This window comes from Microbacterium sp. NPDC078814 (assembly GCF_040702645.1).
Lineage (GTDB): Bacteria > Actinomycetota > Actinomycetes > Actinomycetales > Microbacteriaceae > Microbacterium.
In genome coordinates, this window is the sequence record NZ_JBFBLT010000003.1 from 192,440 (window position 1) to 213,174 (window position 20,735).

Genomic DNA, 20,735 nt, shown 5'->3' on the forward strand with positions numbered 1-20,735 from the left:
TGTCCTCTCTCTCCTGTGGAAGCGGGCATGCGTCCGCCTAGAACCGTCGGCCGTCGGCCTGGAGCTCGGCGAGCTCGAGGTAGCGGTCCGCGATGTCGGTGCGATCGGCGGCGGGGGCGGTGACGGAGGTGATCTCCGGCCGCCACTCCGCGGTCACGGCGGCGACCGTGGTCCCGCGCCACACGGCCGCGGCCTGCACGGCGGCGCCGCGCGCGGTGCCCTCGGGCGCGTCGACGGTGTGCACCGGGCGACCCGTGAGGTCGGCGATCACCTGCCGGTAGGCGAGCGACCGCGCGCCGCCACCGATGGCGATGGTGTTCCCCGTCACCGGGATGCCGAGGTCGGCGAGGGCCCGCTCCCCGCGGACCAGGCCGAGCACGACGCCCTCGAAGGCGGCGAGGGCGAGCTGCTCGCGGCTCGTCGCGGTGGTGAGTCCGGCGAGCATGCCCCGCGCGGCGGGGAGCCGCGGCGAGCGCTCCCCGTCGAGGTAGGCGGCGAGCACAGGACGGTCGGGGGCGAGCGGCGCGTCGAGGGCGAGGGCCGTCAGCGTCGCGTGGTCGACGGCGAGCAGCCGCGCCATCGTGTCGGTGACCTTGGTGGCGTTGAGCGTGCAGACGAGCGGCAGGTACCCGCCGGTGACGTTGGCCACGCCGTCGACGGCTCCGCGGGGGTCGACGACCGGGTCGGGCGTGGTGGCGAACACCACGCCGGAGGTGCCGAGGCTGTAGGCGATGTCGCCGGTGCCGAGACCGATGCCCTGCGCCGCGAGGTGCTGGTCGCCTCCGCCCGCGCTGACGACGGCCGCAGGATCGATGCCCAGCGCCGCGGCGGCCTCGGGGAGGATGCGTCCGGCGGCCTCGTCGGGTCCCAGGACCTCGGGCAGCAGGGCCGCCCAGTCGCGGGGTCCTACGAACTCGTCCAGGATGTCGGTGCGCCACTGCCCTGCGGCGGCCGCGTAGTAGCCGGTGCCCGACGCATCGGAGCGGTCCGTGACGTGACGGCCGGTGAGGCGGAAGGTCAGCCAGTCGTGCGGCACGGCGAGGTGGCGGGTACGGCCCCACGTCTCGGCATCCGTCTCGGCGAGCTGGACGAGCTTGGGCAGGGTGAGCGCCGCCGACGGCACGACGCCGATCTGCTCGGCCCACCACGCCGCGGGGCGGGCCTGGACCAGCGCGGCCGCCTGACCGGCGGAGGTCGTGTCGTTCCACAGGCGCGCAGGGCGCAGCACGCCTCCGTCGGCGCCGGAGACGACGAGCCCGTGGCACTGCGCCCCGACGCCGACGCCGACGATGCGGACGTCGTGGTCGGCCCGCGCCTCGGCCATGGCGAGGACGAGCGCCTCCCACCACGCCTGGGGGTCCTGCGCGCTCACGGGCGGGTGGGTGATCGGGTGCGGCGCCCGACCGGTGCCGATGAGGGCTCCGGTCGTGGCGTCCCTGAGCTCGACGGTGCAGGACTGCGTCGAGCTGTCGACTCCGGCGACGACGTCGATCATCGCGCACCTCCGCCGGGAGCGGGGATGACGATGCGCGCCGGGTCCGACGGCAGGTCCTCGAGGCGACCGACCGCACCGGCGGGGTGCGTGGTCATGAACTCCGCCCACGTGTACCCGCGGCCGCGCATGAGCACCTCGGCGAGCGCGTCGCCCCAGGCGGACTGGGCGATGGTGATGCCGGTGGCCACGATGCCGCCGATGTCGGCGGAGGGCGACACCGCGACGGCCACGCTGTGGTCGGCGAGCTGTGCCAGCGGGGTCGTGTGGCTCCGGGTGAGCGCGATGACACGGGCACCGCGACCGCGGGTGATGCGGGCGAGCTGCACGACCTCGTCGGAGGCCCCGCCGTTCGAGATGAGCAGGACGATGTCGTCGGCCGTGATCGCTCCGGACGCGCCGTGAAGGCCGTCCATCGGGGAGAACGGCAGTGCGGGAGTGCCGGTGACGGACAGGATGTGCGCCATGCGACGGGCCACGGTGCCGGACGTCCCCGAGCCGCCGACGAAGAGCTTGCCCGTACCGGCGAGGATCAGCGACGCGGCGGTCACGAGGGTGTCGTCGATCGTGTCGATGAGCGCCGTCACGGCATCGGCCTCGGCCCGCAAGCGCTCGCGCGCCACCGCCAGGATGTCGTCATTGACCGTCAACACGTCTCCTTTGATCGCGCGTGAAGATTCACTTCGCTCATCTGTGATGCTTGGATGTACGTTTGAGCATAGGAAAGCGGCCGGAGCCGGAGGAAGGCAGAATCACATATGTCACAATTTCGTGATTTCAGCGCTCAAATGAGCGAAGTGCCGAAGGGCCTGGAACACGAGCGCGCACTGATGGCGGCGGTGGCCAGGGCGCACTATCTGGAGGATCGATCCCGGGTCGAGATCTCCGATGCCCTCGGTATCTCCCGCTTCAAGGTGGCCCGGCTGCTCGCTCGCGCCAAGGAGGAGGGCGTGGTCACGATCGAGATCCACGACTGGGGCCTGCCGGACGTCGAGCTCAGTCAGCGCCTGCAGGACAAGCTCGGCCTCGAGAACTGCCTCGTCGTCCGTTCCCATGGCGACGACGACGACGTCCGCCGCCAGATCGGCGCTGCCGCGGCTCGCGCTCTCAGCGACACCCTCCATGAGGACGAGGTGCTGGGCGTCACCTGGGGGCGCACGCTCACGGCCACCGCGAGCCAGTTCGCCCATCTGCCGCGCCTGTCGATCGTGCAGCTCACCGGCGTGGTCGCCGGCGATCTCGCCTCCTCCCCCATCGAGGTCGTCCGACAGACCTCGCGGCGCGCGGGCGGCGCGGTCTACCCGATCTTCTCGCCGCTCATCGTCGGGGATCGCGAGACCGCGGCGAGCCTGCGCAATCACCCCGACATCCGCTCCGCGATGGACCTGTTCCCCTCCGTCACGACAGCCCTGCTCTCGGTCGGCGCGTGGGACCCGCCCGTGTCGCAGGTGCGGGACGTGCTCCCCATCGACGATCTGGCGAATGCCCTGAAGAAGGGATGCATGGCCGACATCGCAGGGATCCTCATCGGCAGCGACGGCACCCCGGTCGACGATGAGTTCCAAGACCGCTGCGTGAACATCTCCTACGCGGAGCTGCAGAAGGTGCCCCGCGTCGTCGCGGTGGCGGGCGGCGCCGCCAAAGCCGACGCGATCCGCACGGTCTCCCGGGTGGGCCTCATCACCGAGCTGTTCACCGATCACGCGCTCGCCCAGGCCGTGCTCGCGGAGGACGCGTGATCCAGGTCGCCGGGTCGCTGTGGTCGGTGCCCGCGACCGAACGACGGGCGACCGCCGAGCGGCTGCGGGCGGCCGGACTGCGCCGCCTGCACTGGGACACGACCGACGGACGGTTCGCCGCGGCAGGCGGCTTTCGCCCCGAGGAGGCGGCGACCCTCGCCGCTGAGACCGGTCTGACGGCGGAGGCACACGTCATGGCGCGGCGTTCGGCGGTGGAGGTCGACCCGTGGACCGATTTCTGCGACCTCGTGATCGTGCACGTCGAGAGCGACGACTGGGAGGCCGCCGTCGATCGCATCGCGCGTCGCGGCGGCACGCCCGGCCTGGCGGTGTCACCGCAGACGCCGGCGACGAGCGTGCCGGCGGACATGGCGGTGCTCTGCATGTCGATCGTGCCGGGTCAGGCCGGCAGTGCCTTCGACCGCGCCGTCCTCGCCAAGGTCACTGCCCTGCGGGAATCCTCGCCGTCGCGTCGCATCGGCGTCGACGGCGGCGTGCGCCGGGCCGACGCCGCAGCCCTCGCCGCGGCGGGGGCGGACTGGGTCGTCGTCGGCACCGATCTCGTCGGCGACCGGACCGCGGCCTGGGCCGACGTCCTCGCCTGATCGCGGTCAGGCGGCCGGAGGCAGATCCCGCCCCAGCGTCCGCGCCGCCTGACGGGCCATGCCCCACGCCACGTACTCGCCGGGCGGCGGCGCGTCGATCGGGATGTCGAGGATCAGCGGCGCGATCGCCCGCACCGCCGCCGACCGCGCACCGCCGCCGATGAGGATCCCGCGCTCCGCCGGCACCCGGAGGTCCCGGATGGCGTCGAGGCCATAGCGCAGACCGCCGAGCACCCCTTCGAACGCCGCGCGGGCGAGGTTCTCCCGCGTCGTCGACCCGAGTGTCATGCCGAAGAGCGTCCCGGTCGCATCCGGGAGGTTCGGCGTGCGCTCTCCCTCGAAGTACGGTTCGAGCATCAGTCCGCCCGCGCCGGGCTCCGCGGCGAGGGCGAGTCGGCCGAGCCCATCGTGGTCGACGCCGAGAAGGGCCGCGACCACGTCGAGCACCCGGGCGGCGTTCACCGTGGCGACGAGGGGCAGATGGCCGCCGGCCGCATCCGCGAAGCCCGCCACGGTTCCGGTGGGATCGACCGTGCGGTGCGCACTCGTGGCGAAGACGGTGCCGCTCGTGCCGAGCGAGAGCACCACGTCGCCGACGCCCGCGCCCAGACCGAGCGCCGCGCCGGCGTTGTCCCCGGACCCGGGACCGACCGGGCGCCCCCGGGCGTCGTCGACGGCTGCGTCGTGGGCGAGCACCCGCGGCAGGATCGCATCCTGTCCGAGCGCCGCGCAGAACAGTTCGCGGTCGTACCCGGCATCGGTCCAGTACCCGGTGCCGGACGCCTCCGAGCGATCGGTGACGACCTCTTCCAGCACGGCGCCGCGCTCGCTCTCCGGTCCGAAGCCGCGCAGGCGCCACGTGAGCCAGTCGTGCGGGAGCGCCACCGAGGCCACCCGGCGCGCGTTCGCGGGCTCGTGCTCCCGAAGCCACCGCACCTTGGTGAGCGTGAAGGAGGGCACCGGCACGAGTCCCGTACGCGCGGCGAGAACCGCCGCACCGTGCTCGGCGATGAGCGCGGCGGCGGCGTCGGCCGAGCGCAGGTCATTCCACAGCAGAGCAGGCCGGATGACCCGGCCCTGTGCGTCCAGCGCGACCATTCCGTGCTGCTGACCGCTGATCGCCCAGGCCTCCACGTCGTCGAAGCCGCCTGCGACTGCGATCGCCGCCTGCAGAGCACGCCACCACTCCTCGGGATCGACCTCGGTCCCCGGCGGGTGGGGAGCGCGACCCTCCCGGATCACCCGGCCGGAGACCGCATCGACGATGACGACCTTGCAGGACTGCGTCGAGGAGTCGATTCCCGCCACGAGTTCCATGGTGCGATCATCCCATGCCCGACCTCACCGCCCGTCGCGACGGCCGCGACCCGGATCCCGCTGCGGACCGGCTTACAGCCAGCCCTTGCGCTTGAAGGCCGCGTAGAGCCCGACCCCCATCGCGACCATGAGCAGCACCGCCATGGGGTACCCGAACACCCAGTGCAGCTCGGGCATGTGGTCGAAGTTCATGCCGTAGACCGTGCCGACGAGCGTCGGGGCGAAGAGGATCGCGGCCCAGCCGGAGATCTTCTTCACCTCGTCGTTCTGGCGGATGCTCAGCTCCGTCATCCGGCGCATCTCGTCGTTCTGGCGCCGCGCGACGATGGTCGACTCGACCGTGAGGGCGTTGTCGAGCACGGAGCGGAAGGTGGCCGCCTTGTCGCTCACGCGCAGGGTGTGGTCGAGCACGTCGCGCAGGTACCGTTGGAGCTCCTCGCTCACGCGGTACTTCTCGGAGCCGCGCAGCAGCGCCTCCAGCATGCCGGCCAGCGGCTGGGTCGCCCGCTGGAAGTCGATCACCTCGCGGCCGAGGTCGTAGATCCGCTGGGTCGCGTCGGCGTCCTCCTCGAAGAGCTGACCCTCGATCTCGTCGATGTCGTTCTCGAGACCGGCCAGGACCGGGGAGTACTCGTCGACCACCTCGTCGAGGATCGCGTAGAGCACCGCCTCGGGACCGTGGGCGAGCAGCGCCGGGTCGGCCTCGAGCCGCCGCCGCACGCGGCCGAGGTCGGGCGACTCCGCATGACGGATCGTCACGACGAAGTCCGGCCCGACCAGCACGTGCACCTCGCCGAACTCGACCTCCTCGCGCTCGTCGAGGTAGCGGGCGGGCCGCAGCACCATGAACAGCACGTCGCCGTACCGCTCCAGCTTGGCGCGCTGATGGCCGGACAGGGCGTCCTCGACGACGAGCTCGTGGATGCCGAACTCGTCGGCGACGGCCCGGACCTCCTCCGCGCTCGGGCGGTAGAGGCCGATCCACCCCATGCCCCGCCGTTCCCGGATCCGCTCGAACGTCTCGTTCAAGCTGCGCGGGTTCTCGGCGCGCACTCCGTCCACGTAGATCGCGTTGTCGACGATCGCCATCCGGACCTCGCTCGCTCGGGCCGGGATCACTCCGCCGGCGGAATGCAGGGAAGAGCCGCCTCCGCCGTCGCCGCGTGGTACTGCTCCGCGGTGAAGGGGAGACCGAACTCGGGTGCCGTCTCCCCGGACGCGGCCGGCGCCTTGGAGGCGATCGCCGCGAGCTCCCACGAGAGCTGCTGAGCGAACACCGCTCCGGCGGTGGAGTCGTTCAGCACGACCGCGACGGTGAACCCCGTGGTCGGATCGGAGTAGGCCGCGGTCGCGTACCCGGGCGTCCACCCGTGCTGACCGATCATCGACCCGGCGATGTACGCTCCCCCGGTCGCCTGGTACCAGGTCGGCGCGTCCTCGGCCACGGGCAGCGGAGTGGCGAACCGGTCGGGATCGTCCTTCGTGCGCAGGGCCTGCGTGGCCTCGGCCTGGATGTAGCGACCGAGATCGGTGATGGTCGACACGGCCCCGGAGTCGGTGAAGCCGGTGCTCGACGACAGCGTGGTGATGTCGACGGGGGCGGCGCAGTCGTAACCGCCCTCGCCCTTGTTCATGTAGTGCCCCTCGAGCACGGGGCCGTCCGAGGGCGGCGCGGCGGCCGCGGGCGGAAGCGACGTCTCGGCCAGCTCGAGCGGCTCGGTGACGTACTCCGCGATGAGCTCACGCGCGCTCATCCCGGACGCGCGCTCGAGGGCGAGCCCGAGCAGGAGGTACCCGGCGTCGGAGTCGCGGAACGTCGTGTGCGGAGCCACGCGGGTGCGACCGAGGCCGTACCCGGCGAGCTCGAGCGGCGCCCACACACGGTCGGGGGTGTTCTTCCACGCCGCCTTGACCGTCTTCTCCGAGGAGCCGGCCCCACTGGTCCCGTTGCAGAGGTCGAGCAGGGTGATGTCGTCCATGTCGGCGACGCCGGAGACGTACTCCGGCACCTTCGCGTCCAGCTCGACCGTGCCCTCGTCGGCGAGCGCGTAGAGCACGTCGCAGGTCATCAGGCGGGTCACGTCGGCGATGCGGAACGACATGTCGGTGGAGAGCTCGCCGCCGTCCGCCTTGCTCTGCGTGCCCGTGGCGGCGACCCAGGTCCCGCTCCACGGCACCCAGACGCCGACGATCGCGCCGCTTGCACCGGAGGCCGCGATCGCGTTGTCGACGGCGCCCTGGAGTGCGGCGACGGTCTCGTCGGGCAGGGTCGCGTCGACCTGCTCGGGCGGCGTATAGCTGAAGGTCTCCTCAGCGGAGCATCCGGTGAGGACGAGACCGAGGACGGCCGCCGTGGCCGCTGCGGCGCGCCACCGGCGCGACGAGAGAAGCTGCATGTGTGGGAACCCCCGAAGACGTGTCTCCTGAGTCTAGAGCGCGGATGCTGAAAGTCGGCCCCGCGAGCCGTCGTAGGGTGTCCCTGTGCCCCATGACTTCGCTGCCGACGTGATCGCCGCCGTCCTCCGCCACATGAACGACGACCACACCGACGACAACCTGCTCATCGCCCGCGCCTTCTCCGCACCGCCCGTGGACGACGTCGACGGCGCCGTGATGACGGGCTTCGACGGGGAGGCCGGACGGTGGGAGGTCTCGCGTGGCGGCGCGACGTCGGAGCTCCGGGTGCCGTGGCCGGGCGGTCCCATCACCGAGCGCCGGGAGGTCCGCCGGGAGATCGTGGCGCTGTACGACGACGCCTGCGCCCGCCTCGGCGTGGAGCCCCGACCTCACGACTGACCGCCGGCGGCGCCCCGGGCTTCCCTCCAAGGTTAGGCTGCCCTTACACTGAAGCCATGCCCGAGATCCTCTCCTTCTCCGCCGCCCTCCGGGAGCGCTCCTCCGGTTCGCATTCCCGCAGCGAGACGGCGGGCTTCATGTCCGATCTCCTCAAGGGCGAGGGGTCGCGCGAGGACTACATCGCGCTCGTCGCGCAGCACTACTTCATCTACGACGCGCTCGAGGGCGCCGGCGAGCGGATGCGCCAGGACCCGGTGGTGTCGGTGTTCCTGAGCGACAAGCTCACGCGCCTCCCCGCGCTCGAGGCCGACCTCGCCTTCCTCCTCGGACCAGAGTGGCGCGAGCGGATCGCTCCGCTGCCCACCACGCAGCGCTACGTCGAGCGCATCCGTCAGGTCGGCGCGACGTGGGCGGGCGGTTTCGTCGCCCACCACTACACCCGCTACCTCGGCGACCTTTCCGGCGGCATCTTCATCGGCCGGGTGATGGCGCGGCGCTTCGGCTTCGAGACGAACGGCATCGGCTTCTACCTCTTCGACGACATCGCCGACCCCTCCGCCTTCAAGGACGTGTATCGCGAGCAGCTCGACGCCGCTCCGTGGGACGAGGCCGAGCGCGAGCGCGTCATCGACGAGGTGCTCCTCGCGTACCGCTTCAACACCGAGCTGTTCGAAGACCTCGACCGCGCCCGCGCCGCCGCCTGACCCGGCGGTCGCCGTCAGGTCCGCGGCAGCTCGGGCGTCGAGGCGGCGAGCCACGCATCGCGCATGAACCGCCGCACGTCCTCGTCCACGCGGATGTCGCTCGGCCGCAGGGGTCGGGAGAGGTAGAGGCCGTCCAGCGACGTGAGACGGCTGAGGGCGACGTAGGTCTGTCCCGGCGCGAACGCCCCGGAGCCCAGGTCGATCACGGCCCGGTCGTAGGTCTTGCCCTGCGACTTGTGGATCGTCACGGCCCAGGCCAGGCGCAGCGGGAACTGGGTGAACTCGGCCACGACGTCCCGGGAGAGCTTCTTCGTGTTCGGGTCGTAGGCGTACCGGAACCGCTCCCAGACGGCCGGCTCGACGTCGACCTCCTCGCCGTCGATCTCCACGCGCACGGTCCCGCCGAGGATGCGGGTCACCGTCCCGATGGTGCCGTTGACCCAGCGCGGCGGCTCTCCGGTCATCGCGGTGTCGTTGCGCAGGAACATCACCTGCGCCCCCACCTTGAGCTTGAGCTCGGACTCGGCGGGGAGGGAGGCCTCTCCGCGTCCGAAGTCGCCGCTGACCTCCGCCCGCGCGGTCTGCTCCTTGCCGGGGAGCGCGGCCAGATGCCGGCTGTTGATGCTGTTCACGATGTCGTTGCGGGTGGCGAGGGTGATCATCGGCACCTCGCCCGGCTCGGGGTCCGGAGGGGTGCGCGCGCCCTGGGCGTTGAGGATCCCGGCGATCTCCGCCGTCACCCGGCCGTAGCGGACCGCGTTGAGCATGGACTTGAAGCCGTCGTCCGACTGGCGGTGGATCTGCACGAGCTCCCGCACGTGCAGCTCCGCCCGGGTGTCCACCTCGAACAGCGCCCCCTGGCCCCCCTGGGTCCCCGAGCCTGTCGAAGAGTGGGTCCCTGAGCCTGTCGAAGGGCCCGCCCACACCTTCGCGTCGAAGAACCAGAACGACCGGTAGTGATCCTTCACGTACCGGGCCTCGTCCCCGCGCGGGGGGACGGGGGCGAGCTGGTACGGGTCGCCGAACATGACGATCTGCACGCCGCCGAAGGGCTCGCCCCGTCGGCCCCTGGCCTGCCGGAGGGAGCGGTCGATGGCGTCCATGAGGTCGGCGTTGACCATGGAGATCTCGTCGATGACGAGGGTCTCGATCGCGTTGAGGATCCGTCGGGTCGCATCGTTCTGGTCGATGTCCCCGTCCCCGATCAGCCCGATCGGCAGCCGGAAGAGAGAGTGGATCGTCTGCCCCTCGACGTTCAGGGCCGCGACGCCGGTGGGGGCGCAGATCGCGATCTGCTTCTTCGTGTTCCAGGCGAAATGCTGCAGCAGCGTGGACTTGCCGGTGCCCGCGCGTCCCGTGATGAAGACGTGCTCCCTGGTGTCCTCGATGAGCCGGAACAACTCCTGCTGCTCCTCGGACAGGGCGGGAAGGGACACGGTTCTCACAGGGCTGGCGGGTCGGACACGGGACGCTCCCCCATGGTACGTGCCCCGTCCGGTGGGGGCTCGCCGACGCTCGGCGTCCCCTCAGGACGCCCTCCTAGACTGACCGGCATGGAGCGGGCCGGGACGCGCGCGCCCCGGCGGTCGCGCCTGGGCGCCGATCTGGCGATCCTCGGGCTCATCGGCGTCCTCCTGCTGGCCGCGATCGGCGCCGGGGGTGCGACCCTCTACCGGCAGTTCTACGGTCCGTCGGCCTTCGTGGTCCGCTATCTCGATCTGCTCGCCGAGGGGCGCGCGGCCGACGCCCTCCGGGTCCCCGGCGTCGCGATCGATCGGGAGACCCTCGACGAGGCCGGGATCGACCCCGCCGCATCCGAGGCGATGCTGCGCCGCTCCGCCCTCGGCCCGCTCACCGACATCGAGGTCGAGTCGGAAGAGACCTCCGGCGACGACACCGCGGTCACGGTCAGCTACCGGGCGGGCGGCCATTCCGGGACGACCACCTTCCACGTCACGCAGGACGGCTGGGCGGGGGTCACCCCGAACTGGCGCTTCACGACGAGCCCCCTGGCGGTGGTCGAGCTCACCGTGCGCGGCTCCGACAGCTTCGCCGTGAACGGCTTCGAGGTCGACCGTCGCCAGGTCTCCGCCGCCGGCGCCGCCGCCGCTCCGCTCGAGCCGCTGCCCCTGCTGGTCTTCACCCCCGGTGTCTACTCCGTCACCGTGGACACCGCGATCTCGGAGTCGTCCGGCCACGGCGTCCTCGCCGACAAGCCGCTCGCCGTGACCCCGTTGGACGTGCAGTCGGAGCCGACGGAGGAGTTCGTCGAGGTCGTCCAGGAGCGCGTCGAGGAGTTCCTCACCGGCTGCACCACGCAGGAGGTGCTCCAGCCCACGGCCTGCCCGTTCGGGCTCCGCGTCGAGAACCGGATCGCGTCGCCTCCGAAGTGGTCGATCGCCCAGCAGCCCGAGATCATGGTCGCGCCCTCCGACGACGGCCACTGGCAGATCCCGCCCACGACCGCCGTGGCGCACGTCGAGGTCGAGATCCAGTCGCTGTTCGACGGCTCCGTCGAGCCGGTCTCCGAAGACGTGCCGTTCCGCGTGAACGGATCGATCGCGATCCTCCCCGACGGCTCCGCCTCGATCCGCGTCGGATCGCCGGACGACCTCGGGCAGTGAAGCCGTCGCGTCAGCGGCGCTGACGCTCCGCGGCGCGCTGGTCGCGGGCCGCGAGGTCGGCCAGCCGGGCGTTGTACTCCTCCAGCTCGGCGTCGCCCGTGCGGTCGGCGTGCCGATCGCGACGGCGCTGGAGCTTGGTGTCGCTCCGGCTCCACTGGATCGCGACCGTGATGGCGAGGATGAGCGTGGGGATCTCCCCGATCGACCACGCGATGCCGCCGCCCACGTACTGGTCGGTCATCGGGTCGGCACCCCAGTCGCGGCCCATCGCGCCGAACCAGTCTGCGACCATCAGCCCTTCCTGCATCATGATCGCCATGCCGAAGAACGCGTGCATCGCCATCACCGCGATGAGGGTGATGAGCCGGCCGGGGTACGGCAGGCGGTACGGCACGGGGTCGGCGCCGATCAGGCTCATCACGAACAGGTAGCCCGAGATCAGGAAGTGGATGACCATCCACTCGTGCCCGAGGTGCTCGTACATCGACCAGCGCACGAGGTCGGTGAAGTAGAACGCCCAGAGCGACAGGATGAAGATCGCCGCCGCCACGATGGGGTGCGTGACGACCCGCGCGAACGGCGAGTGCACGGCCCACATGATCCACTCCCTGCCGCCGCGCGTGCCGTCGTCGCGCTTGTGGACGGCGCGCAGGGCGAGGGTGATCGGCGCCCCGGAGACCAGCAGCAGCGGGATCGCCATCGAGAGCATCATGTGCCCGAGCATGTGCACGCTGAAGAGGTACTCCTGGTAGGCGTTGATGGGACCACCCGTGACCCACACCAGCAGCAGCAGGCCGAGCACCCAGAAGACGGTGCGGTGGATCGGCCAGCGGTCGCCGCGGAGCCGGAGCCGGCGCACGCCCGCGAGATAGAGGAAGAGTCCGAAACCCGCCGCGACGAGCCACAGCACGTCGATGTCCCACGCCGTGAACCAGCGCTCCAGGGTGAGCTCGGGCGGCAGCAGCGATCCGGTGAGGATCTGCGCCGGGGTCTGCGCGAACGCCGCGACCTCGCCGGTGGGCGGGGGCGTGCGCGCGAGCGCGGCCGCGGCACCGGAGGCGAGTCCCATCAGCGCCACCTCACCGAGGACGAGCGCCCAGAACCACCGGGACGCGCGGTCCCCGCTCAGCTTCGGGATCAGACGCGTGCGGTACCAGGCGCCGAGCAGCCCCATCCCGACGAGCAGAGCGGCCTTGACGACGACGATGAGTCCGTAGGGGGTGGTCCACACGGCCTCCCAGCTCCCGATAGCGACGATGGAGCGGGTGAAGCCGGAGACGGCGACGACCGCGAAGGCCGCGATCGCGAGGGAGGAGTACCGGCCGACGAGCGTGGGCAGATCGAGGCCCTGCTGCCCACGGAGGAGCACGAGGAGGAGCAGTCCGCCCAGCCACACGGCCGCGCCGATCGTGTGCAGGAGGATGGAGTTGACGGCCATGTTGTGTCCGTCGAGGTCGCCGGCGTGCCCCTGGGTGGCGAGCGGCAGGAACGACACCGCGGCCAGCAGGGCGGTGAGCAGCGTGGGCGTCCAGGTGCGCCAGGCGAACGCGAGCACCGTGATGACCGCACCGAGGATCGTCGTGATCAACCACGACTGCCCCAGCGGGAGCTCCAGCAGGAAGCGCCCGAGCTGCGAGCCGAACTCGCGCTCGATGCTGAGCTGCGGGTTGAAGGCCGCCATGAAGGAGAAGAACCCGGCGAGACCCGCGGAGACGGTGAAGACGGCGGCGCCGACCGAGGCGATGTTCAGGGCCGTGTCGAACGTGCGCTCTCCCGCTCGCAGTCCGAACAGGGCCAGCACGAGCGATCCGAGCATGAGCGCACCGGCGAGGTTCATGACGAGCTTCGCCAGCGGTGTGCCCCACAGCACCACGGGTCCGGGGTCCTGCAGCAGCGGCGGGTTCGCCCCTCCCCCGACGAGCAGCGCCCAGACGAGGGCGACGCCGGCGGCGGCGAGGAGGATGACGATGCCGGCGAGACGGTACGCCGACGTCGAGCGCGGCGTCTCGGTGCGGGAACTCACCCCTCCAGCCTAGGCGCGCGCAGCAGGGAGGATGCACGAAGGCCGCCCCCGGAGCGGGGGCGGCCTTCGAAAGGGTGCGGTCTTACTTGACGGCAGCCTTGAGCTTGGAACCGGCGGTCACCTTGACGCGCTTGCCGGCCGGGATCTTGATCTCGGCGCCGGTCTGCGGGTTGCGGCCCGTGCGGGCGGCCGTGTCGACCTGCTCGAACGAGATCCAGCCCGGGATGGAGACCTTGCTGCCCTTGGCGACAGCGTCGGAGACCGTGGCGAACAGCGAGTCGAGGACACCGGAGACGGTGGCCTGGCTCTGGCCGGTGGCGGAAGCGATGCTCGCGACGAGCTCGGTCTTGGTGATGGACTTGTCAGCCATGTCATCCTCCAGCGACGAAGGACCGTCGCATCGTGTGTGGGTGCGAGGAGCGGGTGCTCCCCGTTGGTCGTGTGACCGCCTCGAATGTACCAACGGCCACCCGGATTTCCGCGTCATTTCGCGGGTTTCGACCGATTTCCCGGCGTGTCGCGTCACATTGGCCACTCGCGTCACAGGTTTTCGGTCGCCCTCTCGCCGGTCCAGGCCCCCGCGCGACAACAGGCGCTCCCCCGCGTACGCGCCTGATCCCGCGCGATCGCCTGCGCCGCCGGGCATGCAAAAAGGGCGAGGATCCGAGATCCTCGCCCTTCTTCGCTGGTGCTTACCAGCTCGACTTGGTCACGCCGGGCAGCTCGCCACGGTGCGCCATGTCACGGAAGCGGACACGCGAGATGCCGAACTTCGTGAGGACACCACGGGGGCGGCCGTCGATGACGTCGCGCGAACGCACGCGAGCCGGCGACGCGTTGCGCGGCAGCTTCTGCAGGCCGACGCGGGCGGCCTCGCGGGCCTCGTCGGTGGCGTTCGGGTCGACCAGGGTCTTCTTCAGCTCGGCACGACGCTCGGCGTAGCGCTCGACGATGACCTTGCGCTGCTCGTTGCGCGCGATCTTGCTCTTCTTAGCCATGGATCAACGCTCCTCTCGGAATTCGACGTGCTGACGGATGACCGGGTCGTACTTCTTGAGAACGAGGCGGTCGGGGGTGTTGCGGCGGTTCTTCTTGGTCACGTACGTGTAACCCGTACCCGCCGTCGAACGCAGCTTGATGATCGGACGGACGTCCTGAGCCTTCTTGGCCATTAGAGCTTCACACCCTTCGCCTGGAGATCCTTGACGACGTTCTCGATGCCGCGCGCGTCGATCACCTTGATGCCCTTGGCGGACACGTTGAGCGTGATCTTACGACCGAGCGAGGGCACGAAATAGGTCTTCTTCTGCACGTTCGGGTCGAAGCGACGCTTCGTCCGGCGGTGCGAGTGCGAGACGTTGTGACCGAAGCCGGGAACAGCTCCGGTCACCTGGCACACTGCTGCCATGATGATGACTCCTTCATTACCGTGAGACCGGACGGCCTCACCCAAGATCCCTTGTCTGCACGCCGCCCCGCATGCCGATCTCTCGGCGGAAGAAGGGGGAGCACACGAACTGCGCACAGGAGCGTGCGCAGACGAAGAGTCAGTGTAGCACGGCCTCGGTCGGCCGTTCGAATCGCCTGAATGGCCCCATCTCAGGCCGAAAAGCCGCCATTCGCGCGATTCGAAGCGTCGGCGGCACCCCGCCCCCAGCGGAACGGGGAGACCGTGGGGTCGCCGGGGATCCAGAAGCGCCAGGGGAACGCGTCCGTCCCGGCGACACCCGCCACCCCCACCCGCGGGCCCTGGGCCACGTCGGCCACGGGAGGGCCGAGCCACAGCTCCGCCCTGGCGCCGTTCTGCTCGTCGCCCGTGATGGCGTCGATGCCGTCGTGCAGGGAGTGCCGCAGCCCCGCCGCCTGTCCGAGCCGCCCTGGTCCGCGCGCGAGGTCACGGAGGGCGGTGCGGCCGAGCGGCGGGACGGCCCGTCGTCGTCGGGCCGCCGCGTCCACGCCGGACACGATCTCCCCGGCACGCAGCAGAACGCCGTCGCCCTGCCCCTCGGGGCCACAGGCCACATTGACGCAGGAGTGGATGCCGTGACTCAGGTACACGTACAGATGCCCGGGCTCGCCCCACATCGTGGCGTTCCGAGCCGTGCGCCCCATGCGGGCGTGCGAACCGGGGTCGGCGACCGCCCCCGTGCCCTGCCCGTGATACGCCTCGACCTCGGTGATGCGCACGCGCACCTCGACGGGGAGGCCGTCCTCGATGACGACGGTCCGCAGCTCCGCGCCGAGCAGCGTCGGCGCGACGTCCACAGCGGAACGCATCACGTCTTCTCGGGTGGCGCGGCGCAAGGCCTCCGGCTCCGTCACGTCAGAACCGCGGCGCCGTCTGGCACCAGGACGCGTCGAAGCCGGTCAGCGCCACGAGCTCATCCCCGGTCTTCATGTCGATCAGGTGCGTCTCGAGCTCCTCCGGGAGGGGCAGCAGCATCCCGTCATAGGCGTTGTCGGCCATGTCGGGGGCGATCACGACGGCGGCGTACTGGCCGCTCGGCGACGCGCAGGCCTGGAGGATCGAATCGGCGGCACTCACCTCCACGAGCGGGGTGGCCGCACCGGAGTCGTCGACGCGGATCACGGCCTCGCCCACCGGGAGACCGCCCTCGTCCCGGGCGACGACGTGTCGCAGGGTCCCCCCGGGGAACGGGGTGATGGAGGTGGCGCTGCCGTAGTCCGGCTCGGAGGGGGCGAGCGGCTCCTCGGAGCCGTCCGCGAGGTCGAGCTCGACGACCGAGCCGTCCAGCCGCTCGACGATGGCGGTGTACGTGCCGCGGGAGATGCCCTGGATGGTCGTCGCGAGCCCGAGGGACTGCACCCCGGTGTCGGCGGACTGATCGACGAGCGAGAGCGCCCCGTCGAAGTCGATGAACAGCACGGCGGCGCTGTCGGGCACGAACTGCCACACGAAGACGCTCACCTCCTCGTCGCCGACCTCGATGATGCGGGGCTCGTCGTCGCCGCTCAGCGACTGGGTGACGAGCACGCTCGCCCGCCCCTCGGTGTCACTGAGCTCGCGATCGGAGTAGCTGTAGCCGACGAGGTTGCCGCGCTCGGACACCTGGATCGCGCCCACGTAGCCCTCGCCGGGCAGCGGGAGCTCGCGCTGATCGGAGCCGTCCCTGTCCATCACGAGCAGCCGCGACTGGTCGTCGTCCTCGACGGCGGCCACAAGCTGCGTGGACGTGGCCCGGAAGTCGTCGATGCGCGGGTGGGAGAACACCGGCTGCGCGTTCTCCCCGCTCAGATCGGTGCGGAAGATGATGTCGTCGCCGTCGGGGTCGCGGCGCAGCAGGAAGATCGACGACGGCGGGGTCTCGAAGGACGTCGTGAGGTCCGCGGCGGGGCCGCCCCCGGCGCCGGTCACCCCGGCGACGGTGACCGTGTAGGTCGTGTCGTCGTCGAGGGGCACGGTGAAACGCACGCCCACCCCGCGGCCGGCGGCATCGACCGTGAAAGGCACGGAGGGCTCGACGGTGACCTGCTCGGGGTCGATCGCGGAGAGGGGCTGGTTCGCAGTGAGGATGACGCGGCTTCCGGACGATTCGATGGCCTGCGCGGCGTCGACCTGCACGTCGGTGACCCGCGGGCCCTGGAGGAGGCTCACGATTCCGAGCCCCGTGCCGACGAGTACGAGCACTCCGACGACGGCGCCGATCGTGACGAGGAACCGGCGGCGGGACCACGGGGCGCTCCGCGGCGCCTCATCGTCGGCGGGGAGGTCGGTCGTGGGCGTCCAGCCCGGCTCCGCCGCGTCGTCCGGGGCACCGTCTGCTCGGGAGGTGGACGTCGGGCCCGCGGGGGTGAACACCGGTTCGGGTGCCTGCGGGATCGCGGGGATGCCAGCGGCCGACTCCTCTGCCGCGTGCTCCGCGGCTTCGCGCTCCGCGGCACGCTCCGCCGCAGCACGCTCCGCCGCAGCACGCTCCGCCGCAGCACGCTCGGCCGCAGCACGCTCCGCGGCTTCACGCTCCGCGGCTTCACGGTCGACGGCTGCCTGCTCGGCCGCGACCTCCGCCGCCATGCGCTCCACGGCCGCACGCTCCTCGGCGACCTGCTCCGCCTCGGCCTGCTCGACGGCGGCGCGCTCGGCCGCGGTCTGCTCCTCCGCGGCGCGCTCCTCCGCTTCCCGGGCGGCGCGCAGCTCGGCGCGGGTCCGCGGGACGGCGGGCGGCTCCGGCCGCTCGTCGTCAGTACTCATACGGGTCCTTCGGCTCGTCGATCGCCACCACATCGGTCGGCTCGATGTGCAGGGAGCCGTCGTCGTCGGCGCGGACCTTCCCCGTGATCTCGACCCATTGTCCGGTCTTGTAGGCGTCGGCGTCGACGCTCACCGGCAAGGCGGCGGTCTGGGCGTCGATGACGCAGTGCGTGATGACGAGGCGCGTGAGGTTGACGCCGTCTCCCTCACCGGGCGTGACGAAGCCCTGCAGCGTGACGTCGGCCCCGTCGTAGGCCGCGGTGTTCGTCGCGGCGGCGAAGACGCTCGCCCAGTCGCCCACACCGAAGGTCGAGGTGTCCGCGACCCCGAGGGCGACGGTGTCGGCCCCGGCGAACAGCGCGGTCTCCTCTCCGGCGCGGGACATCGCGAGCTCCACCGAGAGCGAGGCGGGCGGGAGGACGAGCGCGGAGACGACGACCCCGGTCGCGACCACGCCGCCGGCCAGCGCACCGACGCCCGCGAGGCGCCGGCGCGACAGCCCGGACGGGCGGTCGGCTTCGTCGTCCACGGACGCGGCCGGCTCGTCGGAGCGCGAGGCCGCGGGACCGTGGTCGTGTCCGTGGTCCTCCTCGGCCCCCAGCGGCAGCGCGCACGACCAGATCGCCCCGGCGAGCGTCACGACGGCGGCCGCGCACGCGAACCACACCGACTCCGGGCTGATGTAGAGGCTGAGACGGTCGGTCACCGCGAGGCCGAGGGTGACGACCGCGACGACGGATGCCAGGCCGATCCCCAGCCACCGGGTGGCGAGGGCGCGGGAGCGGGCGGAGAGCTCAGGCAAGGACGTTCACCCCGATCCCGATCGCGAAGGCCGATGCCAGCACGACAGCGGTGATGCCCACGAGCGTGCGGGTGGTGAAGGTCGTGCGCATCAGCGCGAGCATCTTGATGTCGACGAGCGGGCCGACCAGGAGGAACGCCACGAGCGCACCCGAGGAGAAGGTCGACGCGAACGACAGCGCGAAGAAGGCGTCGACGTTGGAGCAGATCGCCACGACGATCGCGAGCAGCATCATCGCGACGATCGACAGCACGGGGTTGGCGCCGATCGTGAGCAGGACGTCGCGCGGGATGAGCACCTGGACGGCCCCGGCGAGCGCGGAGCCGATCACGAGCGCCGGCATCACGGCCCGCAGCTCCACGAGGAACTGCGTGAGGCTGCGGCGCACGGGGGTTCCCGGTTCGTGCGTGACGCGCTCGCACGTATCGACGAAGCGCTGGGTGAGCAGCGACTCCGGCGAGGGGTGGCGGCTGTAGATCCAGCCGATCAGGTTCGCGATGAGGTAGCCGCCGACGAGGCGGGCGACGAGGATGCCGCCGTCCCACCCGAAGGCGGCGTGCGTCGTGAGGATCACGATCGGATTGACGATCGGCGCCGCGATGAGGAAGGTCAGCGCCTCCGCGGGGGCGAGGCCGCGCATCATGAGCCCGCGGGCGAACGGCACGTTGCCGCACTCGCAGACCGGGATGAGCATGCCGAGCAGGGAGAGCACCGCGCGACGGGCCCAGGCGCGGCGGGGGAGCCAGCGGTGGATGACGTCTGCCGGGAGCCAGACCTGCACGACGATCGACAGGAGCACGCCGAGCACGACGAACGGCAGCGCCTCGATGAGCACACTGAGGGCGAGCGTCAGGCCGTCCTGCGCGCGAGTGGGCAGCGAGGCGGGGAAGAGGGTGGGGAGGAAGGCGTCGATGAGGAACAGGGCCGCGACGATCACGACGCCGATGCCGACGGCGATCCACGTCGAGCGCGGCGAGGGCGCTCGACGGTGCGTGTGGCCCGGACGGGTGGCCGTTCGTGCCGGGGCGGTCACGCTGTCGCAGCCCTCTCCGCGTCGCGCTTGTTGGCGCAGGGGGTGCAGAGCCCGAAGATGTCGACGACGTGGGCGGCCTCGGTGAAGCCGTGCAGGGCGGCGGTGCGGTGCGCCCACTGCTCCACGTCCTTCGCCTCGATCTCGACCGTGAGGCCGCAGGATCGGCAGATGAGGTGGTGGTGGTGGCCCTGGGTGGTGCACGCCCGGTAGAGCGCCTCTCCCTCGGGGCTCTGCAGCGAGTCGGCGTCGCCGGCGGCCGCGAGCCCGGCGAGAGCGCGGTAGACCGTGGCCAGGCCGATCCCGGTGTTGTCGTCGCGGAGCGTCGCGTGGAGGCTCTGCGCGCTCACGAAACCGCGCGCGTCGGCGAGCGCTTCGCGCACACGTTCGCGCTGCCAGGTGTTCCGCTGAGCCATGCCATCGATTCTAGGCCGGGACGGTTGGCGAGGGCTGGGAGCGGCCTTCCCCGCTTCGAATCGCCCGATTGGCGGCATCTCCGGCCGAAATGGAGCCAGGTGCGCGATTGGAAGCAGGGTCAGACGCGGGTGACCCGGGACCGGACGCGCTGCACGATCCAGCACACGACGTAGATCGTGAAGGACAGGGTCGTGATGTAGGGGCTCACCGGGAGGGTTCCGGCGAGCGCGAGGAGGATCCCGCCGACGGCCGACACGAACCCGAACACAGCCGCCAGCACCGGCACCGCGACAGGGCCCGCCGTGATCCGCATGGCGGCGGCCGCCGGTGTCACCAGCAGCGCCATCACCAGCAGCGCGCCGATGATGTGCACGCTCACCGCGACGATGAGCCCCAGCAGCACCATGAACAGCAGGCTCACGGTGCGGGTGGGCACCCCGCGGGCGGCCGCCGACTCCGGGTCGAGCGAGTCGAAGCGCAGCGGATTCCACATCACGAGCAGGCCGAGCAGCACCACGAGGCTGATGCCGATGAGCCAGCCGAGGTCGGGGCTCGAGACCGACACGATCTGCCCCGTCAGGAGGCTGAACCGGTTGGCGCTCCGGCCGTCGTACAGCGACAGGAACAGGATGCCGAGACCGAGCCCGAACGGCATGAGCACGCCCACGATCGAGTTGCGGTCCCTGGCCTTGGCGCCGAGGACCCCGATGAGGATCGCCGCCACGAGGGCTCCGCCGAGGGAGCCGAGCACGACGCTGCCGCCGAACAGCAGCGCCGCCGCCGCTCCCGCGAAGGAGAGCTCGCTCACCCCGTGCACCGCGAAGGCGAGATCGCGCTGCATGACGAAGACCCCGATGAGGCCGCCGACGAGGCCGAGCACGGCACCCGCGATGATCGAGTTCGAGAGCAGGGCGACGAGCTCGCCGTAGTCCTGGAAGGAGAAGATGTCGTCCCAGCCGACCATCGGGACGAGGGC

General features: G+C 71.4%; 22 protein-coding genes. 5 read left to right on the forward strand and 17 right to left on the reverse strand.

Annotation, left to right across the window (positions count from 1 at the left end; translation table 11 throughout):
* Positions 1-37 precede the first annotated feature (37 nt).
* Both AB0300_RS07100 and AB0300_RS07105 read right to left on the reverse strand, forming a co-directional pair.
* Positions 38-1,495: an FGGY family carbohydrate kinase gene (locus tag AB0300_RS07100; protein ID WP_062765661.1), complete on the reverse strand. Its 1,458-nt coding sequence runs from the start codon at positions 1,493-1,495 to the stop codon at positions 38-40.
* A complete protein-coding gene (locus AB0300_RS07105; RefSeq protein ID WP_366215737.1) occupies positions 1,492-2,142 on the reverse strand; it encodes an SIS domain-containing protein in 651 nt (216 codons plus the stop codon). Before AB0300_RS07105 ends, AB0300_RS07100 begins: the two co-directional genes overlap by 4 nt.
* 138 nt (positions 2,143-2,280) lie before the next feature.
* Between AB0300_RS07105 and AB0300_RS07110 the strand changes: the two genes are divergently transcribed.
* On the forward strand, positions 2,281-3,231 hold the full coding sequence (locus AB0300_RS07110; RefSeq protein ID WP_366215738.1) for a sugar-binding domain-containing protein: 951 nt from the start codon (positions 2,281-2,283) through the stop codon (positions 3,229-3,231).
* The gene (locus AB0300_RS07115; protein WP_126894512.1) at positions 3,228-3,836 is read left to right on the forward strand and encodes a hypothetical protein; all 609 of its coding nucleotides are present in this window, start codon (positions 3,228-3,230) and stop codon (positions 3,834-3,836) included. The genes AB0300_RS07110 and AB0300_RS07115 overlap by 4 nt, the downstream gene beginning before the upstream one ends.
* 6 nt (positions 3,837-3,842) lie before the next feature.
* Here the strand turns inward: AB0300_RS07115 and AB0300_RS07120 are convergent, their stop codons facing one another.
* From AB0300_RS07120 to AB0300_RS07130, 3 genes are all read right to left on the reverse strand, one after another.
* Positions 3,843-5,153, reverse strand: a complete 1,311-nt coding sequence (locus AB0300_RS07120; RefSeq protein ID WP_126894513.1) for an FGGY family carbohydrate kinase — start codon at positions 5,151-5,153, stop codon at positions 3,843-3,845.
* Between the two features lie 72 nt (positions 5,154-5,225).
* Complete coding sequence (gene corA, locus AB0300_RS07125; RefSeq protein ID WP_025102722.1) at positions 5,226-6,242, reverse strand: magnesium/cobalt transporter CorA; 1,017 nt, start codon at positions 6,240-6,242, stop codon at positions 5,226-5,228.
* A gap of 26 nt (positions 6,243-6,268) precedes the next feature.
* Entirely contained in the window at positions 6,269-7,549 is a 1,281-nt protein-coding gene (locus tag AB0300_RS07130) for a serine hydrolase domain-containing protein (RefSeq protein ID WP_366215739.1), read from the reverse strand.
* Positions 7,550-7,634: 85 nt separating this feature from the next.
* Between AB0300_RS07130 and AB0300_RS07135 the strand changes: the two genes are divergently transcribed.
* Both AB0300_RS07135 and AB0300_RS07140 read left to right on the forward strand, forming a co-directional pair.
* The gene (locus tag AB0300_RS07135; RefSeq protein ID WP_025102724.1) at positions 7,635-7,949 is read left to right on the forward strand and encodes a DUF2470 domain-containing protein; all 315 of its coding nucleotides are present in this window, start codon (positions 7,635-7,637) and stop codon (positions 7,947-7,949) included.
* Between the two features lie 56 nt (positions 7,950-8,005).
* Positions 8,006-8,653 carry a biliverdin-producing heme oxygenase gene (locus tag AB0300_RS07140; protein WP_366215740.1) on the forward strand — a complete coding sequence of 216 codons (648 nt, stop codon included), beginning with the start codon at positions 8,006-8,008 and terminating at the stop codon, positions 8,651-8,653.
* A gap of 14 nt (positions 8,654-8,667) precedes the next feature.
* Here the strand turns inward: AB0300_RS07140 and AB0300_RS07145 are convergent, their stop codons facing one another.
* Positions 8,668-10,089 carry an AAA family ATPase gene (locus tag AB0300_RS07145; RefSeq protein ID WP_164498184.1) on the reverse strand — a complete coding sequence of 474 codons (1,422 nt, stop codon included), beginning with the start codon at positions 10,087-10,089 and terminating at the stop codon, positions 8,668-8,670.
* A 117-nt stretch (positions 10,090-10,206) separates the two neighbouring features.
* On the opposite strand from AB0300_RS07145, the gene AB0300_RS07150 reads away from it, so the two are divergent.
* Positions 10,207-11,277 (forward strand): hypothetical protein, encoded by a 1,071-nt coding sequence (locus AB0300_RS07150; protein ID WP_025102727.1) that lies wholly within the window; start codon positions 10,207-10,209, stop codon positions 11,275-11,277.
* A gap of 10 nt (positions 11,278-11,287) precedes the next feature.
* On the opposite strand, the gene AB0300_RS07155 is transcribed toward AB0300_RS07150, so the two are convergent.
* From AB0300_RS07155 to AB0300_RS07205, 11 genes are all read right to left on the reverse strand, one after another.
* Positions 11,288-13,300, reverse strand: a complete 2,013-nt coding sequence (locus tag AB0300_RS07155; protein WP_366215741.1) for a cytochrome c oxidase assembly protein — start codon at positions 13,298-13,300, stop codon at positions 11,288-11,290.
* An 82-nt stretch (positions 13,301-13,382) separates the two neighbouring features.
* Positions 13,383-13,670 carry an HU family DNA-binding protein gene (locus AB0300_RS07160; RefSeq protein ID WP_017203554.1) on the reverse strand — a complete coding sequence of 96 codons (288 nt, stop codon included), beginning with the start codon at positions 13,668-13,670 and terminating at the stop codon, positions 13,383-13,385.
* Between the two features lie 322 nt (positions 13,671-13,992).
* Positions 13,993-14,298, reverse strand: a complete 306-nt coding sequence (gene rpsN, locus AB0300_RS07165) for a 30S ribosomal protein S14 (RefSeq protein ID WP_017829734.1) — start codon at positions 14,296-14,298, stop codon at positions 13,993-13,995.
* A gap of 3 nt (positions 14,299-14,301) precedes the next feature.
* Positions 14,302-14,472 carry a 50S ribosomal protein L33 gene (rpmG, locus tag AB0300_RS07170; protein WP_017203558.1) on the reverse strand — a complete coding sequence of 57 codons (171 nt, stop codon included), beginning with the start codon at positions 14,470-14,472 and terminating at the stop codon, positions 14,302-14,304.
* Positions 14,472-14,708 carry a 50S ribosomal protein L28 gene (gene rpmB, locus AB0300_RS07175; protein ID WP_025102729.1) on the reverse strand — a complete coding sequence of 79 codons (237 nt, stop codon included), beginning with the start codon at positions 14,706-14,708 and terminating at the stop codon, positions 14,472-14,474. The genes rpmG and rpmB overlap by 1 nt, the downstream gene beginning before the upstream one ends.
* 191 nt (positions 14,709-14,899) lie before the next feature.
* Positions 14,900-15,604, reverse strand: coding sequence for a DNA-3-methyladenine glycosylase (locus AB0300_RS07180; RefSeq protein ID WP_366215860.1), 705 nt, complete (start codon positions 15,602-15,604; stop codon positions 14,900-14,902).
* Between the two features lie 19 nt (positions 15,605-15,623).
* Positions 15,624-17,510 (reverse strand): hypothetical protein, encoded by a 1,887-nt coding sequence (locus AB0300_RS07185; protein ID WP_366215742.1) that lies wholly within the window; start codon positions 17,508-17,510, stop codon positions 15,624-15,626.
* On the reverse strand, positions 17,500-18,312 hold the full coding sequence (locus AB0300_RS07190; protein ID WP_062765693.1) for a TIGR03943 family protein: 813 nt from the start codon (positions 18,310-18,312) through the stop codon (positions 17,500-17,502). Before AB0300_RS07190 ends, AB0300_RS07185 begins: the two co-directional genes overlap by 11 nt.
* Positions 18,305-19,345 (reverse strand): permease, encoded by a 1,041-nt coding sequence (locus tag AB0300_RS07195; RefSeq protein ID WP_187662686.1) that lies wholly within the window; start codon positions 19,343-19,345, stop codon positions 18,305-18,307. Before AB0300_RS07195 ends, AB0300_RS07190 begins: the two co-directional genes overlap by 8 nt.
* Positions 19,342-19,758 (reverse strand): transcriptional repressor, encoded by a 417-nt coding sequence (locus AB0300_RS07200; protein ID WP_025102734.1) that lies wholly within the window; start codon positions 19,756-19,758, stop codon positions 19,342-19,344. The genes AB0300_RS07195 and AB0300_RS07200 overlap by 4 nt, the downstream gene beginning before the upstream one ends.
* A 119-nt stretch (positions 19,759-19,877) precedes the next feature.
* A complete protein-coding gene (locus AB0300_RS07205) occupies positions 19,878-20,723 on the reverse strand; it encodes a metal ABC transporter permease (RefSeq protein ID WP_060923448.1) in 846 nt (281 codons plus the stop codon).
* Between the last annotated feature and the right edge of the window lie 12 nt (positions 20,724-20,735).

What these genes read in the sequence shown, in the direction of transcription:
- AB0300_RS07100 (WP_062765661.1), bottom strand. Translation starts at nt 1,495, where the DNA reads ATGATCGACGTCGTCGCCGGAGTCGACAGCTCGACGCAGTCCTGCACC.
- AB0300_RS07110 (WP_366215738.1), top strand. Translation starts at nt 2,281, where the DNA reads ATGAGCGAAGTGCCGAAGGGCCTGGAACACGAGCGCGCACTGATGGCG.
- AB0300_RS07120 (WP_126894513.1), bottom strand. Translation starts at nt 5,153, where the DNA reads ATGGAACTCGTGGCGGGAATCGACTCCTCGACGCAGTCCTGCAAGGTC.
- corA (WP_025102722.1), bottom strand. Translation starts at nt 6,242, where the DNA reads ATGGCGATCGTCGACAACGCGATCTACGTGGACGGAGTGCGCGCCGAG.
- AB0300_RS07130 (WP_366215739.1), bottom strand. Translation starts at nt 7,549, where the DNA reads ATGCAGCTTCTCTCGTCGCGCCGGTGGCGCGCCGCAGCGGCCACGGCG.
- AB0300_RS07140 (WP_366215740.1), top strand. Translation starts at nt 8,006, where the DNA reads ATGCCCGAGATCCTCTCCTTCTCCGCCGCCCTCCGGGAGCGCTCCTCC.
- AB0300_RS07150 (WP_025102727.1), top strand. Translation starts at nt 10,207, where the DNA reads ATGGAGCGGGCCGGGACGCGCGCGCCCCGGCGGTCGCGCCTGGGCGCC.
- AB0300_RS07160 (WP_017203554.1), bottom strand. Translation starts at nt 13,670, where the DNA reads ATGGCTGACAAGTCCATCACCAAGACCGAGCTCGTCGCGAGCATCGCT.
- rpsN (WP_017829734.1), bottom strand. Translation starts at nt 14,298, where the DNA reads ATGGCTAAGAAGAGCAAGATCGCGCGCAACGAGCAGCGCAAGGTCATC.
- rpmG (WP_017203558.1), bottom strand. Translation starts at nt 14,472, where the DNA reads ATGGCCAAGAAGGCTCAGGACGTCCGTCCGATCATCAAGCTGCGTTCG.
- rpmB (WP_025102729.1), bottom strand. Translation starts at nt 14,708, where the DNA reads ATGGCAGCAGTGTGCCAGGTGACCGGAGCTGTTCCCGGCTTCGGTCAC.
- AB0300_RS07185 (WP_366215742.1), bottom strand. Translation starts at nt 17,510, where the DNA reads ATGAGTACTGACGACGAGCGGCCGGAGCCGCCCGCCGTCCCGCGGACC.
- AB0300_RS07200 (WP_025102734.1), bottom strand. Translation starts at nt 19,758, where the DNA reads ATGGCTCAGCGGAACACCTGGCAGCGCGAACGTGTGCGCGAAGCGCTC.
- AB0300_RS07205 (WP_060923448.1), bottom strand. Translation starts at nt 20,723, where the DNA reads ATGGTCGGCTGGGACGACATCTTCTCCTTCCAGGACTACGGCGAGCTC.